Origin of the sequence: Candidatus Albibeggiatoa sp. nov. BB20, assembly GCA_016744725.1 — a bacterium.
GTDB lineage: Bacteria > Pseudomonadota > Gammaproteobacteria > Beggiatoales > Beggiatoaceae > Albibeggiatoa.
Map to the genome: position 1 here is coordinate 1 of JADGDW010000092.1, position 18,478 is coordinate 18,478.

General features: G+C 38.7%; 13 protein-coding genes, 2 tRNA genes and 1 pseudogene. 14 read left to right on the top strand and 2 right to left on the bottom strand.

The genetic code is table 11. From position 1 onward, the window contains the following. Positions 1–683 (top strand): arylamine N-acetyltransferase family protein (locus ABXH34_RS11155; RefSeq protein ID WP_353571964.1); only part of this gene is annotated, 683 nt, incomplete at its 5' end. Positions 684–1,015: 332 nt separating this feature from the next. Here ABXH34_RS11155 and ABXH34_RS11160 read toward each other — a convergent pair. After that, positions 1,016–3,286 carry a CHAT domain-containing protein gene (locus ABXH34_RS11160; RefSeq protein WP_353571965.1) on the bottom strand — a complete coding sequence of 757 codons (2,271 nt, stop codon included), beginning with the start codon at positions 3,284–3,286 and terminating at the stop codon, positions 1,016–1,018. A 347-nt stretch (positions 3,287–3,633) separates the two neighbouring features. On the opposite strand from ABXH34_RS11160, the gene dxs reads away from it, so the two are divergent. The 7 genes from dxs to ABXH34_RS11195 all read left to right on the top strand — a co-directional run bounded on the left by dxs (position 3,634) and on the right by ABXH34_RS11195 (position 10,701). Then, a complete protein-coding gene (gene dxs / locus ABXH34_RS11165; protein WP_353571966.1) occupies positions 3,634–5,514 on the top strand; it encodes a 1-deoxy-D-xylulose-5-phosphate synthase in 1,881 nt (626 codons plus the stop codon). Positions 5,515–5,795: 281 nt separating this feature from the next. Beyond that, positions 5,796–6,596 carry a GTP cyclohydrolase FolE2 gene (gene folE2 / locus ABXH34_RS11170; RefSeq protein WP_353571967.1) on the top strand — a complete coding sequence of 267 codons (801 nt, stop codon included), beginning with the start codon at positions 5,796–5,798 and terminating at the stop codon, positions 6,594–6,596. Positions 6,597–6,677: 81 nt separating this feature from the next. After that, positions 6,678–7,331: an N-acetylmuramate alpha-1-phosphate uridylyltransferase MurU gene (gene murU / locus ABXH34_RS11175; protein ID WP_353571968.1), complete on the top strand. Its 654-nt coding sequence runs from the start codon at positions 6,678–6,680 to the stop codon at positions 7,329–7,331. 221 nt (positions 7,332–7,552) lie between these two features. After that, positions 7,553–7,628, top strand: a tRNA-Asn gene (locus ABXH34_RS11180). A gap of 126 nt (positions 7,629–7,754) precedes the next feature. Then, the gene (tsaB, locus tag ABXH34_RS11185) at positions 7,755–8,420 is read left to right on the top strand and encodes a tRNA (adenosine(37)-N6)-threonylcarbamoyltransferase complex dimerization subunit type 1 TsaB (RefSeq protein ID WP_353571969.1); all 666 of its coding nucleotides are present in this window, start codon (positions 7,755–7,757) and stop codon (positions 8,418–8,420) included. Positions 8,421–8,425: 5 nt separating this feature from the next. Continuing rightward, positions 8,426–9,361 (top strand): tRNA (adenosine(37)-N6)-dimethylallyltransferase MiaA, encoded by a 936-nt coding sequence (gene miaA, locus ABXH34_RS11190; protein ID WP_353571970.1) that lies wholly within the window; start codon positions 8,426–8,428, stop codon positions 9,359–9,361. A gap of 491 nt (positions 9,362–9,852) precedes the next feature. Continuing rightward, positions 9,853–10,701: a symmetrical bis(5'-nucleosyl)-tetraphosphatase gene (locus tag ABXH34_RS11195; protein WP_353571971.1), complete on the top strand. Its 849-nt coding sequence runs from the start codon at positions 9,853–9,855 to the stop codon at positions 10,699–10,701. Positions 10,702–10,732: 31 nt separating this feature from the next. On the opposite strand, the pseudogene ABXH34_RS11200 reads toward ABXH34_RS11195, so the two are convergent. Further along, positions 10,733–11,621, bottom strand: a pseudogene (locus ABXH34_RS11200) (IS982 family transposase). Positions 11,622–11,915: 294 nt separating this feature from the next. On the opposite strand from ABXH34_RS11200, the gene ABXH34_RS11205 reads away from it, so the two are divergent. The 6 genes from ABXH34_RS11205 to ABXH34_RS11230 form a co-directional block, all read left to right on the top strand. Next, positions 11,916–12,000: transfer RNA gene (locus tag ABXH34_RS11205), tRNA-Leu, on the top strand. 49 nt (positions 12,001–12,049) lie between these two features. After that, positions 12,050–13,360, top strand: coding sequence for a trigger factor (tig, locus tag ABXH34_RS11210; protein ID WP_353571972.1), 1,311 nt, complete (start codon positions 12,050–12,052; stop codon positions 13,358–13,360). Positions 13,361–13,369: 9 nt separating this feature from the next. Continuing rightward, positions 13,370–14,029 carry an ATP-dependent Clp endopeptidase proteolytic subunit ClpP gene (gene clpP / locus ABXH34_RS11215; protein WP_353571973.1) on the top strand — a complete coding sequence of 220 codons (660 nt, stop codon included), beginning with the start codon at positions 13,370–13,372 and terminating at the stop codon, positions 14,027–14,029. A gap of 19 nt (positions 14,030–14,048) precedes the next feature. After that, a complete protein-coding gene (gene clpX / locus ABXH34_RS11220; RefSeq protein WP_353571974.1) occupies positions 14,049–15,326 on the top strand; it encodes an ATP-dependent Clp protease ATP-binding subunit ClpX in 1,278 nt (425 codons plus the stop codon). A gap of 479 nt (positions 15,327–15,805) precedes the next feature. Beyond that, positions 15,806–18,220 (top strand): endopeptidase La, encoded by a 2,415-nt coding sequence (gene lon, locus ABXH34_RS11225; protein ID WP_353571975.1) that lies wholly within the window; start codon positions 15,806–15,808, stop codon positions 18,218–18,220. A 128-nt stretch (positions 18,221–18,348) separates the two neighbouring features. Beyond that, on the top strand, positions 18,349–18,478 hold a 130-nt coding region (locus ABXH34_RS11230), incomplete at its 3' end, for an HU family DNA-binding protein (RefSeq protein ID WP_353571976.1).

Here is an 18,478-nt window from a genome sequence, read left to right on the forward strand (position 1 = left end):
GTATACCTGTAGTTTTAAAGGATAATCTATCCTTAGAGATTGAAGATATTTATAATAAATTAGTGGTAAAAGAGAGAGGTGGATATTGTTTTGAGCATAATAAACTTTTTTATGAACTATTAAAAAACTTTGAATTTAAAGTAACACCTTTTTTAGCAAGAGTAGTAAACAATCAAAATGTGCAAACACCAAAAACTCATAGATTTACAGTATTAGATTATGAAGGAGGCCGATACCTTATAGATGTAGGATTTGGCTACTTTTCTCCAATAGTACCTATAAAATTTGGTGGGGAAACCACTTTTAGTCATGTTGGAAAAAGTTATCATATCCATCAATATGAAGACCAAACATACTCTTTACAAATAGTTTTAAAAGATGGGTTTTACACTTTATACAAATTTGATCTCTCACCATGTTTTGAAGTTGATTTTGAGATGGGTCATTTCTATTCACATAAACATAAAAATGCTATTTTTGTAAATAATATAGTTTTATCAACTATCTCAAAAGATATGATTAAATCACTAAGAAACAATGACTACTTTAAAATCTATAAAGATAAAGAGGAACAAATACCAATAGATAGTTTAGAAAAACTAAAAGAGATTTTAAATCTAGAGTTCAACTATCCTATTGGTGAGGATGAGATTAAATATATTTACGATAACTTCGTTGTATAAAAGGGGTAGCCCTTCTTATACTTTTCTAAACTTCAAACTTATCAGATAACGTACTGGGATAATGATAAGTGTCAGAACAGTTGAACTCACAACTTCATCTATAGTCATTTTATTTTAAAGCGATACAGGACTGGCAGTCCTCGCACTTAAGATAGAATTGACTATATCAACGGTGTAGCGATATGTTGCATCACTTCCCACACCCCAGTTTATAAGCAAATACTTATTTTATCATCCATTAAGCCATGTCACAATTTGGGTTATTTAGACAATTTTTAGAAATTCTATAAGCCTAAATAACCAGCATGGATATATCCAAGTTATAAAAGCATTTAAAGCCAATTACCAATTAACAAGAAAGGCCCCCAATAAGATGGATGCCAGTAGCGATCTTGACTGATGAGTTCTTTTTGTACACGTTGCAATGCTTTTGCTTTAGTTAAACCCGGTTCGGTATTGAGCAATCGATAGAAATTCATCACAGCTAATGCGGTCGCCTCATCATCTACAAACCATAAGGTTGCAATTGCACTTCTTGCACCTGCTTTAACCGCCACACCTGCTAAACCTAAGGCTGCTTTTTCATCACCGACGGCTGTACGACAAGCACTTAATGTTAACAATTCAACGGGTTTGTCTCTAAATTTGCCTAAACCAATTACAGATTGCAATTTATTCATGGTCAATTTACCGTCATAAGTCAGCAAATAAGTATGTTCAGGATCAGAACTAAACTCACCATGGGTTGCTAAATGAATCACTGAATATTCTCTACTTTCCAATGCAGAACGGAAGCTTTCAATTGAATAGTCTTCATTGATAATTAAACTATCTGATCCTGTAATTTCCTTAATCGTATTCAATTCTTTAACAACACTAGGCAATGGCGGATAATCTTGCACCGCATCAGATAAACCGACTAGGAGTACCTCACTGTTTTTCCAATCAATTGAATGTGGATCAACTAAATTTAAACCCGGAGTGATAGCCATTGCGACTTTTTCAATTAAGAATTTTTCGCCATCATGTAAGGTGGTCAATGGAATCATGCGTAAACGTCCATCAGGCACAACAACCAAGGTATCAATCGTATATTGCTCTAAAATACCTTCAATAGGACGAATCAACCAATCATATAATTTTTGCGCTGGATATAAAAAACGATTATTTGGACGGGTTTGTAACAAAATACGTAAATTCAATGCTTCTGCATCAACATCTTGTTTGGCAACATCAACATTAATTAAATGAATTTTGCCTTCAGTACTCACCAACAAAGATAAGTGGTCAGCCAATGAAATGGGGTATAAAATCGCGGTATTTTCCATCACTTCATCAATGCTGCGGGTACGGTCTTTTAAATTCGCAACACATTCTTCTTGGAAATAATTTTGTAATTCAGCCACTTTTAAATTTTCAACAATATCCCGTGCTTTAAATAATAATTCTTGTTTTTTCTGCTCGGTGTCGGCACGTTCAGCTTTTTTCAAAAATAATCCTGCTAATTCATAGTAAACAGGTCTCACTAATTCATTGAATGTTGTGGTATTGGTGCGTAAGCCAACATCTAAATTATATTGAATCGGTTGAAGTGTCTCCGTTGCACGGCGATAGGCTGCAATTGCTTGGTCTAACTTATCATCTAAATCCAACAACACACCCTGCTGCCATTGCCATAAATATAAAAGATCAGGCATCGCTTCTTGTTTAGCAAAGAATAGAGCTTGACGGTTTAATTGCTGTGCGGCGGCTAATTGTCCTTGATCGACATATAACTGAGCAAAACGCCCATAAGCAATCGATTGTAAACGTATTTGTTTCAGCGTATTTGCCAATTGAACGGCTTGTTTAAACGCTTTCGCACTAATATCTAAAACTTGAGTAAGTTGTTTTAGGCTTAATTCGGGTTCATTACCAAACCCGCGTGCGTGCATTGCAACCGCAATTAAATTATGGAATTTGCGTTGATTTGGTTCTGAATTTTGTAACGCTGCCCAAGTTTTATCTAAAACGTGCAATACATCTTCAGTAGAACTGACATACATCATCGCCTTAATTTGGTTGAGCAAGATTTTTGTTTCTAACTGTGGATTATGGGCTGTTTTAAGTAATTCCAATGCTTCATTATATAAGTCGATCGCATCAAAGTAAGATTCATAAACCGCATACACATTGCCTGAATTATTCAGCACTTTTGCCAGTAATTGTGGATTTTTTAACTCACGCGCCACTTTTTCACTGATTTTGACGAGTTTTAATGCTTCGGCTGCATCACCAATCGTCAACCACGCATCACTAAGCTGTATGACTAAATTGACTTGTAATACTTTATCTTCAATTTTTTCTGCTAATTGATAGGCTTGTTGCAAAGCTTGGAATACTTCATGGTGCATCCCTATTTTTTGATAAGCGGTTGCAATTTTGCTGAGGATTTGAATTTGTTCAGCTTTGGTTTGCTGTTCCAGAACGTGTTGCCATTGTTCAATCGCATCAGTATATTTCCCTTGTTCAAAGGCTTGATTTGCTTTCTCTATGCTGGTCTGAGCAAATACGCTGCTTGAAAATAAGCATAATACCCAGAAGGTTAAAAAGTAACGCATCATTTTAATTTATCTCACGGCTGAACTCTGTAAGTTATTGTACCTAGCATTTTTCATATTGTCATGACGACATGCGTCGCACAAACTATTTTTATCTTTATTTAATGGTTTTGTTTACTCAATCAAGTTGCTGTCTCTAGTCTTAATTTTCTTGATATAAAAAAATGCCTGATAGACTGGCAATATTATTTGTATTTTTGAGTTCATGAATCATTAGATTAAGCATCAGTTTCACATATCCATTAACGCTAAAATTGATGAGTGGTGAGAAAACCTAAACAGCTCTACTATAAGGTTTAATTTATGATAGACTGAAGCATTTATTAATCCTGCGGACGTGTAAAGTGTAAATGAAACCTACATTCCCCCTCTTAACAACAATTAACACACCTGAACAACTCAAAGAACTAGCAGAATCAGAACTTCCAGAACTGGCCGAAGAACTACGTCATTTTTTGCTTGATTCTCTCAGCCAAACAGGTGGACATCTTGCTTCAAACTTAGGCATTGTTGAGCTTACTGTGGCTTTACATTATATCTTTAATACGCCTCATGACCGCTTAGTCTGGGATGTTGGACACCAATGTTATCCACATAAAATCCTGACAGGCCGACGTGAAGAAATGCACTCATTACGGCAGCATTCGGGTCTTTCAGGCTTTCCAAAACGGGCAGAGAGTGAATATGACACGTTTGGTGTGGGTCATTCTAGCACCTCAATTAGTGCTGCTTTAGGTATGGCAATGGCTGCCAAGCAACAGGGTATTGAGCGTAATGCGGTTGCTATTATTGGCGATGGCGCGATGACAGCAGGTATGGCTTTTGAGGCCTTAAATCACTCAGGTTCATTGGAGGATGTTAACTTATTAGTGATTTTAAATGACAATGACATGTCTATTTCACCTAATGTTGGCGGTTTATCCAACTATTTCGCGAAAATTCTGACCAGTAAATTATATAAATCAGTACGTGAAGGCAGCAAATCTGTATTAAGTCATGTCCCACCTGTGCGTGAATTTGCAAAACGTACAGAAGAACATGTTAAAGGCATGGTTGCACCGGGTATGTTATTTGAAGAATTAGGCTTTAATTATATTGGGCCTATTGATGGACATGATTTGCCCGTTTTATTGAACACTTTGCGTAATATGCGTGATTTAAAAGGCCCTCAATTTCTACATGTGGTTACGACAAAAGGCAAAGGCTTTACAGTTGCTGAGGAAAATCCGTGCACCTATCACGGCGTATCGGCATTCGATAAAACCACAGGTAAAATGAAGCCTAAGATTGTAGCAGCTCAAACCTATACTCAAGTTTTTGGGCAGTGGTTGTGTGATATGGCTGAACAGGATAAACGATTAGTGGGCATCACACCTGCAATGCGTGAAGGCTCAGGCTTAGTTACTTTTTCTGAACAATTTCCCGAACGTTATGTTGATGTTGGTATTGCTGAACAACATGCAGTAACTTTGGCTGCGGGTATGGCTTGTGAAGGTTTAAAACCTGTGGTGGCGATTTATTCTACCTTCTTGCAACGTGGTTATGACCAATTAGTGCATGATGTGGCTTTGCAAAAATTACCCATTGTGTTTGCGATTGACCGTTCTGGCATTGTCGGCGCTGACGGACCTACGCATATTGGTGCGTTCGATTTGGCTTATATGCGCTGTATTCCTAATATTATGATTATGACACCTTGTGACGAGAATGAATGCAGACAAATGCTCACCACTGGTTTTATGTATGATGGTGGCGCAAGTGCAATTCGCTATCCACGCGGCTGTGGTCTTGGTATCGAAATTGACGAAGAATTAAATCCTTTGCCAACAGGTAAAGCAGAACTGTGTCGCCAAGGTCAAAAAGTCGCTTTACTTGCATTTGGTACACTGCTTCATGTTGCAATGGATGCAGGCGAACAACTTGATGCTACCGTGGTCAATATGCGTTTTGTTAAGCCATTAGATACAGATTTAATTCAACAGCTTATCCAAACTCATGATCTATTAGTTACGATTGAAGAAGGCGTGATTGCAGGTGGTGCAGGCAGTGGTGTGAGTGAATATTTACACTCAAGTGCAAGTACAAAATCGGTATTGCATCTTGGTTTGCCCGATCACTTTATTGAGCATGGTTCTCCAGATATGTTACTTAAACAATATGGTTTAGATGCTGCGGGTATGATTCAATCAGTACAACAGCGTTTAGATTCATTGCAACTGATAATGTTGTGATCGCATAGTGATTTAAGGCTGGCTTTTTGCGCTATCGTACATACATTAATATCAGACTCTGTAAATTGGTGAAAATAAGCCCACAGGGAATTTGGTTTAATTTCGTAAGCATTATTCAATTATTTGCCGATTTATATCTAAATTAGATCATAATTTGTGATATTTTAAAAAATCGGACAGTCCCTTTTTGATGCTTACTTAGGGCTGCCAAGGACGGTTGCTTTCACTACAGGGATAATTTTTATTCATGTATTATTGCATGAAATAATGAGGAGTTAATTATGAGTCAAGATGCTTCGGCCATACCAGACATACAAAGCAGTATAGATACTCGTCATATCGCCATTGATAAAGTGGGTATTAAAGACATTAAACATCCCGTATGTGTTAGCGACCGTTCTGGGCGTGAACAATATACAATTGCTAATTTTAATATGTATGTGAATTTGCCGCATAATTTTAAAGGCACTCACATGTCCCGTTTTGTGGAAATATTAAATGAGCATGAATATGAAATTACCGTGCAATCATTTAAAACCATGCTTAAGGAGATGATTAAACGGCTTGAAGCCCAATCTGGTCATATTGAAATGACATTTACTTATTTTGTGCGCAAAACAGCGCCGAAGTCAGAAGTCAAAAGTTTATTGGATTATGAAGTGACGTTTATCGGTGAAGTCACCGAGGAGGAATCACCTGATATTTCAGTCAAAGTGGTAGTGCCTGTTACCAGCTTATGCCCTTGTTCAAAAGAAATTTCACGCTATGGCGCACATAATCAACGTTCCCATGTAACGGTTAATGCGAAAACCAATGGTTTCTTATGGATTGAAGATTTAATTGACATGGTTGAATCACAAGCCTCTTCACAATTATATGGCTTATTAAAACGTCCTGACGAAAAACATGTGACAGAACATGCCTATGAAAACCCTAAATTCGTTGAAGATATGGTACGAGACGTTGCTGCTAAATTAAATTCAGATGAGCGTGTCGCATCCTATGTGATTGAATCTGAGAACTTTGAATCTATTCATAATCATTCTGCTTATGCGATGATTACCAATAATAAGCAAGATTAATTTCTTCTTTAAGTATTGAATAAGGCTAGTGATTATCTGTTTAGTAAAATCGCTAGTCTTCCTCCCAAAAAGTAATCAATCATGAAAGTAATGTTATTAGCCGCTGGACGTGGTGAACGAATGCGTCCCTTGACCGATACTATGCCTAAACCACTGTTACCCATTGCAGGAAAAAGTTTAATTGAGCATCAACTAAATAAATTAGTCGCAGCAGGCTTTAGCGATATTGTGATTAATCATGCTTATTTAGGAGAGCAGATTGTACAAAAGCTGGGTGATGGCTCGGCGTATGGTGCAACAATTGTGTACTCAGCAGAACCGCGTATTTTAGGTACAGCAGGCGGTATTGTGAATGCTTTGCCTTTATTAGGTTCAGAACCGTTTTTAGTCGTCAATAGTGATGTATGGACAAATTTTCCATTTCAGACTTTGAACAAACCTCTAAAAACATTAGCTCATTTGGTTTTAGTACCGAATCCTGAACACCATCCTACAGGTGACTTTCATTTGCAAAAGGGGATTGTCAGCCGAGAATTAGAGCCAAAACTGACTTTTAGTGGGATTGGGGTGTATCATCCAGAATTTTTTTGCTTGCCTATTAATGAGGCTATATTTGGACTCGCACCATTGTTGATTAAAGCCATGAGTATGCAGCAAGTCACAGGTGAGTCTTTTTCAGGTACTTGGGTCGATGTGGGCACACCTAAACGTCTTGAATCAATTAATCACTTATAAATTTTATGGTTATTGAAGCATGAAATATGTGACATTTTAACCCATATATTCTAAATCAATTGAAAAACAAATACTTAAAAAGAAATTCAAACTATTATTTCATGAAAACCTAGGGTATGGCGTTCAGTAAAAACGGTTCAAAATGTTATATTGTAAAAAGTGTAAAAAAATATTGACAGTTTAAAATTACATGACTATAATGCGCAACTTCTTTACGCAATTCCCCGATAGCTCAGCTGGTAGAGCAAGTGACTGTTAATCACTGGGTCGGCGGTTCGAGCCCGTCTCGGGGAGCCATTGCTCCTTTCTAGAATGTTTTTGCATTTTGTATTCTCCTGAAAATCTATATTATTCGATTCGTTGTTGCTATTTTTAAGATGAACTTGCACAATGGTTCAATAGCAAAGCCACGTCATTGATACAATGAAACTACTCGCATTAGATACTTCCACCGGAGCTTGTTCCTGTGCCTTATGGATTGATGGTGATATTCAATATCGTTCCAAAATCGCACCCCGTCAACATGCTGATTTAATTTTAGCAATGGCTGATGAACTATTAAAACAGGCCGATTTAATCCCCTCTCAATTAGATACTGTTGCATTTGGCCGTGGTCCTGGCAGTTTTACTGGATTGCGTATTGCTTGTGGTGTGGTGCAAGGTATCGCATTTGCCGCTGACATTCCCGTTGCACCAATTTCCTCATTAGCCGCTTTGGCACAAACTGCTTATCAACAAACTGACCAACCCAATATCTTAGCCTGTATTGATGCACGAATGAATGAAGTGTATTGGGGCTGTTATCAATTACAAAATGGATTGATGCAATTACAAACGGAAGAACAGGTTAGCCCAGCATCACAAGTAAATATTCTAACTGATAGCCAAATTTGGTTTGGCGCGGGCAGTGGTTGGGAGGCTTATGAAGCAAATTTAACCCAAACCTTACCGCAGATTCAACATTATCAAGCTGATTTATATCCTCAAGCTCAGGCTATTTTACCGTTAGCTGTCAATATGTTTGAGCAGCAACAAGTGGTGAGTGCGGAATACGCATTACCCGTCTATTTACGCAACAAAGTCGTATAAGCATCGTGAGCACACAAACTTGTATCTTTTTAATGGGGCCAACTGCAGCGGGTAAAACGGATTTAGCAATGGCCTTAGTCAAACAATTGAATTGCGAAATTATCAGTGTGGATTCCGCATTGGTCTATCGTGATATGGATATTGGTACAGCTAAGCCTGATGCCGAATTGTTAGCAGTTGCCCCACATCGTTTGATTAATATTTGTGATCCCAGTGAATCTTATTCAGCAGCTAACTTTCGTCAGGATGCTTTACGTGAAATAGCGGACATTCAGCAACAAGGTAAAATACCATTATTGGTTGGTGGTACAGGCCTCTATTTTCGTGGTTTGGAGCAGGGTTTGTCTGATTTGCCTGCGGCTAATACTGAAATTCGACAGCAATTAGAAGCTGAGGCACAAACGATTGGTTGGACGAAAATGCACCAGCAATTGGCTGAAGTTGATCCAAGTTCCGCACAACGGATTCATCCAAATGACCCACAACGAATTCAGCGTGCATTAGAAGTGTATCGAATTACGGGCAACAGCATGACGGCATTATGTGCTCAAGCCAAAAAGCAGCGTTTACCATTTGATGTGATAAAGTTGGTTATTGCGCCTGAACAACGGCATATTTTGCATGAACGTATTGAGCAACGTTTTCATCTCATGTTAAAGCAGGGTTTCATTCATGAAGTAGAAAAGCTATATCAACGTGGTGATTTGCATTTGGACTTGCCTGCATTGCGTGCAGTTGGGTATCGACAAGTTTGGCTGCATTTAGCTGGTGAATGGGATTACGATACAATGGTATATAAAGGGATTGTGGCCACTCGTCAATTGGCTAAGCGGCAATTAACATGGTTGCGTAATGAGCAAGATGTGGTGTGGTTTGATAGTTTGCAAGCTAATTTGATTGAGCAGGTTTTAGATTATATGCAGCAATCCTTATCGAGTTGAAAAAGAACAGCTTCTAAAAAATCTGAATTTTCCGCATTTATTGGAAATGTCAGATTAAGCTTACTTGGATAATATATTGTATTTTTAGTATATTTAACTGATTTTCTGTTAATAATTGAACTTCCTGTCTTACAATATTACCATCACAAAAAACACTAAACCGTATTTGAGCTTCAACTCTTAGATAATCTAATATGCTTGGATTATATTCAGTGAAAAACATGAAATTCACTTATGCAATATTTTGTATCTGGGTTCAATTTATTACGATTTTCATGCAGAGTGTTTAAAAATGACTTTTTTGGAAGGTATACTCTTTGATATTATTTACTGAGATATAAGATCATCCATTGCTTTGGTTGATGAAATCAAGAATACCTATGCAGCCCAGCTTATGATACTTAAACGAAATCTCTTTCCAAGCAAAACTTAATAAACAAAGCCAAAATAGACAGTTTTTAATTTGATAACTCATTTAGAAGGTTTACAGAATGGCAACTTACGCAATTGGCGATATTCAAGGTTGTTTTAAAGAATTACAGCAACTTTTAGAACATATTGAATTTGATTCAGAAAAAGATAGCTTATGGTGTGCAGGCGACTTGGTAAACCGTGGTTCAGGTTCTTTGGAAGTATTGCGTTTTTTAAAAAAATTAGGTGACAAAGCAGTTGTTGTACTGGGTAATCATGACTTGCATTTATTGGCAGTAGCCGCAGGAAATGAAGATTATTTAAATAAATCAGATACATTAGAACCGATACTCAAAGCCTATGACCGTAATGAATTAATTGAATGGCTACGCCAGCAGCCTTTTTTACATCATGATAAAGCGTTGGGGTTCACAATGATTCACGCGGGTTTGCCGCCACAATGGGATTTTGAATTGGCCAAACAATGTGCGAGTGAGTTAGAAGTGCTATTGAAAGATGACAGTCAATTTTTTGATTTTATGCAACATCTTTATGGGAAAAACCCCAAAAAATGGTCTAGCAAATTAGACGGTTGGGAACGTATCCGTTTTATTAGTAATTGTTTTACTCGAATGCGTTATTGTACTGCAAAAGGCAAGTTGGATTTAAAACGTAAGGGTTCACCTGGTATGGAAATGCAAACTCATGGCAATGATGGTTTTTTACCTTGGTATTTGCATGAACATCGTAAAAGTCGGGATTTGAAAATTGTTTTTGGCCATTGGGCGACTCATGGTTTTCATGCGGGTAATGGTGTATTTGCATTGGATACGGCCTGCTTATGGGGTGGTGCATTAACCGCATTGCGTTTGGATGATGAGGCCGTATTTGGTATAGCTTGTAAAGGAGAGGCAACCCCTAAAACATAAAAACTATTAATTTACGTCGTGTGCAACTTTTTTATAAGTGATCCAAAAGAGCAAGCTGTAACGGAGGATTACCGAGCATTTTGTTGATAAAGATGTCAACAGTGTGTGCGAGTATTTTCCGAGTAATACGGTTGGTCAAGTGCTATAAATCACGGGCTTTTGTTTTCTCGATCTCAAAACGCTCAGCTAGTTGCCCAATGACAGTTTCCATAAGGCGACGCTTGCTCATCAAGTGTTTTACAAAAGATTTAGGGCGATCATCAGTCATGTTTTTCCGCAACGGCGTTTTTAATTCAATGCCGACTTTAGCTAAATCTTCTTTGAGAATGGGGCGTACAAAACCTCTGTCTCCAAGAAGCAGACCTTCAAGGTGTTCAACAACCTCCCATAGCACATCACGTTCGTCTATGTTCGCAGGTGTTATAGTGAATCCACTGATAACATCGTCAAAGCTGATGGAAATTAAACCTTGAAAACCAAAGTAAGTTTGCCCTTTTGAGGCACAATGACCGTATTCCACACATGCTGTTTGAAAAGCTTGGCATATGGTGCTCTACGAAAAGCGCATACGGGTAGTGGAAATCCATCTGCGATATGAATGTCATCATCATATGCGCCTAAACGACGTGCTAAAACAGCTTGAATCGCTTGTTTAACATGCCACAACACGCTGCCTGACGGGTGAATGTTGTCCGACATAGAATTTTAGGAAACAAACTACGCCAATGCTTAGAAAAATAGCTCTAAATACCTTTGTCTTTATGTTGTCCAAGAAATTCGCCGACAATTTCCATCATTATAACCTCACTGTCACTTAGTTCAGGAGGAAATCCTCGTCGTCTTAGCGCTGGTAATTCCAAAGCCTTTATAATATCTTCAACCAAACAGAATACAACAATGATAAATTCTTCTTCGGGCATGCTCACTTTTCTCAAAAGTTAGAAAAAATAACATTTTCCCATATCAGAATAATTAGTTGCACACGGCGTGATGCTTGCCTAATTTTACTTGAGATACTGATTTTAAAATCTACTATATTGATAGAAAAATATCTAAACTTTCAAAACTCTTGCGCAATTTAATTAGTTGGTGTAGAATCGGCCTTTTAATGGCTAATTGAGTCTATCTCGGTTAGGTATGCAGAGTGATTAGTTTTAATTCTGCAACTCACCACAAAAGTCTTTAAATATCTATTTTATCTACATACCCACAGTGCGAAAGTGGCGGAATTGGTAGACGCGCTGGATTTAGGTTCCAGTGCCGCAAGGCGTGAGAGTTCGAGTCTCTCCTTTCGCACCACTTTCAATCTATCGCGTGATGTGACAAGAGGCAAGAGGTTAGAATTAGTATGCAAGTTTCAATTGAAGAAACGAGTGCGTTAGCGCGTCGGATGACGGTAGGGATACCAAAGGAACGTATACAAGAAGAAGTTAAAACTCGTCTTAAAAAATTAGCGCGTACAACTAAATTAAACGGTTTTCGTCCTGGTAAAGTCCCCTTAAGAGTAGTTGAGCAACGTTTCGGCGACCAAATTAAACAAGAAGTGGTTGGTGAGGTGGTGCAACAAAGCTTTTATGAAGCTGTAGAACAAGAAAGCTTACAGCTTGCTGGTGATCCGCAAATTGATTTAGATAGCGATATCCAAAATCTAGACGAAGGTCTGTCATACACGGCTGAGTTTGAAGTAATTCCTAGTTTCTCTGAAATTGTTGTAGAAGGTTTGACTGTTGAAAAACAAGTCGCCAAAGTACAAGACAGCGACGTAGACAGTATGATTGAAAAACTACGTGAGCAACGTCGAGTTTGGGAAGCAGTAGAGGAAGGTGCAGCAGAAGGCTGTCGGGTAACAATAGATGCAACGGTTAGCGTTGACGGTAATGAAGTAGATGAAGCAGGTTTAAATGGCTTTCAATTTATTTTAGGTAGTTCAGGCATTATCATCGAAGGCTTTGAAGCCGCTGTTACAGGTGCTAAAGCAGATGGAACGGTAGAAACCGACCTGAAATATCCAGATGAATATGATGCTATTCCAGAATTACAAGGTAAAGAAGCGCATTTTTCAATCCATATTAATGTAGTTGAGCAAGGTCATCTTCCTGAAATAAATGAAGAGTTTGCAAAAGCATTAGGTGTTGAAAGTGGCGAAGTGGATAGTTTACGTCAAGACGTTAGTGAAAACATGTCTCGTGAATTAAGCTATACGCTAAAAACTAAAGCAAAACAACAAACTTTAGATGCATTATTAGAAGCGAATCCAAGTGACGTGCCTGAAAACTTAATTAATAGCGAAGCACAACGCATGGCTGAAAATTTCCAGCGTGAAATGCAATCGCAAGGGCATGAAGCAGGACAGATTGATCCAAGTCACTTTAATGAGCAAGCAGAAAAACGTGTTAAGCTTGGTTTATTAATGGGTGAGTTGGTGCGCCAAAACGATATGCAACCAGATGCAGATAAAGTACGTGAAATGTTAGAACGTATTGCATCCGCTTACGAAGACCCTGAAGCTGTAATTGATTGGTATTATTCAGATGCCAAACGTTTAGCTGATGTTGAATCCATGGTCTTAGAAGAGCAAGTCGTTGATTGGTTGCTAGAAAAAGCCGACATCTCAGAAGTAGAGTCTACTTTTGAAACGGTAATGAATCCAGCACAATAGGACTTCTGCATGACAGCACATCTTACACCTGAAATTGTTGCATCTGGCCTTGTTCCCATGGTTGTGGAACAGTCGGCCAGAGGTGAAAGAGCTTACGATATTTATTCTCGCTTACTAAAAGAGCGAGTCATTTTCTTAGTAGGGCAGGTTGAGGATTACATGGCTAATTTGGTCGTGGCTCAGTTGCTCTTCTTAGAATCTGAAAATCCAGAAAAAGATATTCATCTCTATATTAATTCTCCAGGTGGCTCAGTCAGTGCAGGCTTAGCCATTTACGATACGATGCAATTTATTAAACCTGATGTCAGCACTTTATGTATTGGTCAGGCTGCAAGTATGGGCGCATTATTATTGACGGGCGGTGCTGAAAACAAACGTTATTGCTTACCGCATTCACGTATGATGATTCACCAACCATTAGGTGGCTATCAAGGTCAAGCAACAGATATCGATATTCACGCCAAAGAAATTTTGAAAGTGCGTGAACGCCTCAATATTATCCTATCAGAGCATACTAAAAAGCCTATTGATACGATTCAAAAAGATACTGAGCGCGATAACTTCATGTCTGCGAACGAAGCATTAGATTACGGTCTCATTGATGCAGTTCTCACTACACGTCAGGCGTTAAATACGCAAGATGCTGAGGACAGTGCTAGTAAAAAGTGAGGCTAGTTAAGGGGTTGTTATGAGTGATAAACAAAGTAAATCAGGAGGCGACGAACGTTTATTATATTGTTCGTTTTGCGGCAAAAGTCAGCATGAAGTACGTAAGTTGATTGCAGGGCCTTCGGTATTTATTTGTGATGAATGTGTTGAGCTGTGCAATGAAATCATCCGTGAAGAAGTGGATGATGATACAGGTACAGGTCAAAATCGTAGCTTGCCAACCCCTCACGAAGTTAAAACCCGTTTAGATGACTACGTCATTGGGCAAAACTACGCGAAGAAAGTATTGTCAGTTGCGGTCTACAATCACTATAAACGCATGGAAACCCATGACAGGAAAAGTGAAGTAGATATTTCTAAAAGCAACGTATTACTCATTGGCCCTACAGGCAGTGGTAAAACGTTATTAGCGGAAACATTAGCGAACTTACTCAATGTACCGTTTACGATGGCTGACGCAACAACCTTGACTGAAGCGGGTTATGTTGGTGAAGACGTTGAAAACATCATTCAAAAACTACTACAAAAATGTGATTATGATGTAGAAAAAGCCCAAACAGGCATCGTCTACATTGATGAAATTGATAAAATTTCCCGTAAGTCAGACAACCCTTCGATCACACGTGATGTGTCAGGTGAAGGCGTACAGCAAGCCTTATTGAAATTAATTGAAGGCACAATTGCCTCAGTTCCCCCTCAAGGCGGCCGTAAACATCCACAGCAAGAATTCCTACAAGTTGATACTTCCAGCATTTTATTTATTTGTGGTGGTGCGTTTGCTGGCTTAGATAAAGTTATCCGTGCACGTACTGAAAAATCAGGTATTGGTTTCTCCGCGGATGTTAAAGCGAAAGACGATCAGCGTGGTACAGGTGATTTATTAAAAACCATTGAACCAGAAGATTTAGTTAAATACGGCTTAATTCCTGAATTTGTTGGACGCTTACCTATTGCAGCAACTTTGGAAGAGTTAGACGAAGACCAGTTAGTACAAATTTTAACTGAGCCTCGCAATGCCTTAGTTAAGCAATATGGTGAATTATTCTCAATGGAAGGTACTGAGCTAGAATTTCGTGAAGAAGCCTTACGTGCAATTGCCAGAAAGGCGATGAAACGTAATACAGGCGCACGGGGTTTGCGTTCGATTATGGAGTCAGCGTTATTAGACACCATGTATGATTTACCTTCAATGGATGCTGTTTCTAAAGTAGTGGTTGATGAAACTGTGATTGACTCAAATATCCCTCCGTTGATTTTATATGATAATACTGAAAAAAACGGCAGTACCAACGATTAAGTATTTTTAAGGGCTGGAGAGAAATTTCTAGCCCTTTTTAGTAACTAGGCTATAGATTTTTTATCTTCATAAATTGTCTACAGTCGAAGTAGGTCACAAAGGTGTTAGCTGTTGAGACACAAAACTTAAGTAAAATGATTCAAGTTAAGTTCTGAATTTAAAATAGTTAATTGACAGTGACTATATCTAAAAACCTTGAAAATCCCACTTATTAACACCATTACAAATCCATAATTCAGTTTGATGGCGTTTGGTGATGATACATCAAGCCAGAGGATAATCACCTTATCCTCTTTTAAACCACGCCCTGACTTGTTATGCTGTTACATAGAGACCCCATCCAACAAGCGGCCATAGAAATATCTAAATGAATAGAATAAGGATTTACACTCCTAACGATGTTTTTCATGTCTCAACAGCTACAAAATCTGAACGGCCTGCCCTAATTGGATGCTATTTTGTTTGAAGAGAGTTCTGCTATGTCAAATAAAGACAAATCGTCTGATGAATCAATGATATTACCCGTTTTACCACTACGCGATGTCGTCGTTTATCCCCACATGGTCATTCCTTTATTTGTTGGCCGTGAAAAATCGATCCGTGCGTTAGAAGATGCAATGACTGAGAATAAAAAAGTTTTACTCATTGCACAAAAAAATACCACCGAAGATGAACCTTCAGTCAAAGATTTATATGAAATTGGAACAATCGCTAATATTCTACAACTACTCAAACTACCTGATGGCACGATTAAAGTGTTAGTAGAAGGTGGTCAACGTGCCAAAGTAGTCAATATTTTAGAAGATGAGTTTTCAGTTCAAGCCACACCGATTGAATCTGAAATCGATGACGACCAAGAAGTTGAGGTGCTTTCACGTACCGTCACCTCTCGTTTTGACCAATACATCAAGCTCAATAAAAAAGTCCCACCTGAAATTTTAAATTCGCTATCTACTATTGATGAGCCGGGGCGTTTAGCTGATACCATTGCGGCACACATGGCCATTAAGCTGGATGAAAAGCAAAAGATTTTAGAAATCATGGACGTTCGTCAACGTTTAGAAAAGCTAATGGCATTGATGGAAGCTGAAATTGACTTATTACAAGTTGAAAAACGGATTCGCAAACGTGTTAAAGGTCAGATGGAACGCAGCCAGCGTGAATACTACCTGAATGAGCAAATGAAAGCGATTCAAAAAGAATTAGGTGATTTGGATGAAGTGCCTAATGAAATCGAAGACCTAGCGAAGAAAATTGAAGAGGCTGGAATGCCTGTTGAAGCCAAAGACAAAGCAGTTTCTGAGCTGAACAAACTTAAAATGATGCCGCCAATGTCATCTGAAGCAACTGTTGTGCGGAATTATATTGATGTGATGGTGGATGTGCCATGGAAAAAACGCACCAAAATAAGCCGCAGCCTCCCCAAAGCAGAGCTAGTGCTAGCAGAAGATCATTATGGTTTAGAAAAAGTCAAAGAACGGATTTTAGAATATTTAGCGGTACAACAACGAGTGAAAAAGCTCAAAGGGCCTGTTTTATGCCTTGTAGGACCTCCAGGGGTGGGTAAAACTTCCTTGGGTCAATCCATTGCCAGAGCCACTAACCGCAAGTTTTCGCGCATGTCATTGGGTGGTGTACGTGATGAAGCTGAAATTCGTGGCCATCGCCGTACTTATATTGGTTCATTACCTGGAAAAATTATCCAAAACTTATCTAAAGTCAAAGTCAAAAATCCATTATTTTTACTTGATGAAGTAGATAAGATGTCAACTGATTTCCGTGGTGATCCCTCCTCTGCTTTATTAGAAGTGCTTGACCCAGAACAAAATCATACCTTCAACGACCACTATTTAGAAGTGGATTATGATTTGTCTGAAGTCATGTTTGTTGCGACAGCCAATACCTTAAATATCCCAAGTGCACTACTTGACCGTATGGAAGTGATTCATTTATCGGGTTATACCGAAGATGAAAAAATCAATATTGCTATGGATTATCTCGTACCGAAACAAATTAAAAACAATGGTTTGAAAGAGAACGAGATTGATCTTCAAAAAAGTGCCATTCGTTCTATTATCCGTTTTTATACACGTGAAGCAGGTGTGCGTGGTTTAGAGCGTGAGATTGCCAAGATTTGCCGCAAGGTAGTGAAACGTATTTTATTAGAAAAAGTAGCGGATAAAATCACTGTTGATGAAAAAAATATCAATGATTATCTTGGTGTACAACGTCATCGTTATGGTCGTGCGGAGGAAAGTGATCGTGTGGGTTTAGTCACAGGCTTAGCTTGGACAGAAGTTGGCGGTGATTTACTCACTATTGAAGCGACGGTAATGCCCGGTAAAGGTAAACTCACCTACACGGGACAACTCGGTGATGTAATGCAGGAATCAATTCAAGCCGCAATGAGTGTGGTACGTGGTCGAGCAAATAGTTTAGGTATTGATCCTGACTTTTATCAAAATTATGATGTGCATATTCATGTTCCAGAAGGTGCAACACCGAAAGATGGGCCTAGTGCTGGAATTAGTATGTGCACCTCAATGGTCTCTGTACTTACTGATATTCCTGTGCGTGCCGATGTGGCAATGACTGGTGAAATTACTTTGCGTGGTGAAGTGCTTCCAATTGGTGGTTTAAAAGAGAAGCTTCTAGCGGCATTACGCGGTGGGATTCAAACGGTATTGATTCCAAGCGAGAATGAACGTGATTTAGAGGAAATTCCTGATAATATTAAGGAAAATTTAAATATACGTCCCGTTAAATGGATAGAAGAAGTGCTACACATTGCCCTACAACGGATGCCAATGCCATTGGAAAAAACCGCTGATAATTTACAAGCCGTTAAAAAAGAAGTAGGGGGACACCTCCAAACTGGAATTCAAACTCATTAAATGTGCTACAATCGTTGATGTGATGCGGGTTCTGCTGGTTTTTAGTGATTAATGGCACAGGCCGTGCATGTTTTCAGGGGTACCACAATTTTTTAGTCCACTATTCTTGATGACAAAATGGGGGAACAATGAACAAAGCCCAGTTGATTGACGCAGTCGCAAATTCTGCTGAAATATCTAAAAAAGACGCAAGCCAAGCGGTAGACGCAGTCGTTACTCAAATAAAAGAATCCTTAGCCGAGGGTGACACTGTTACTT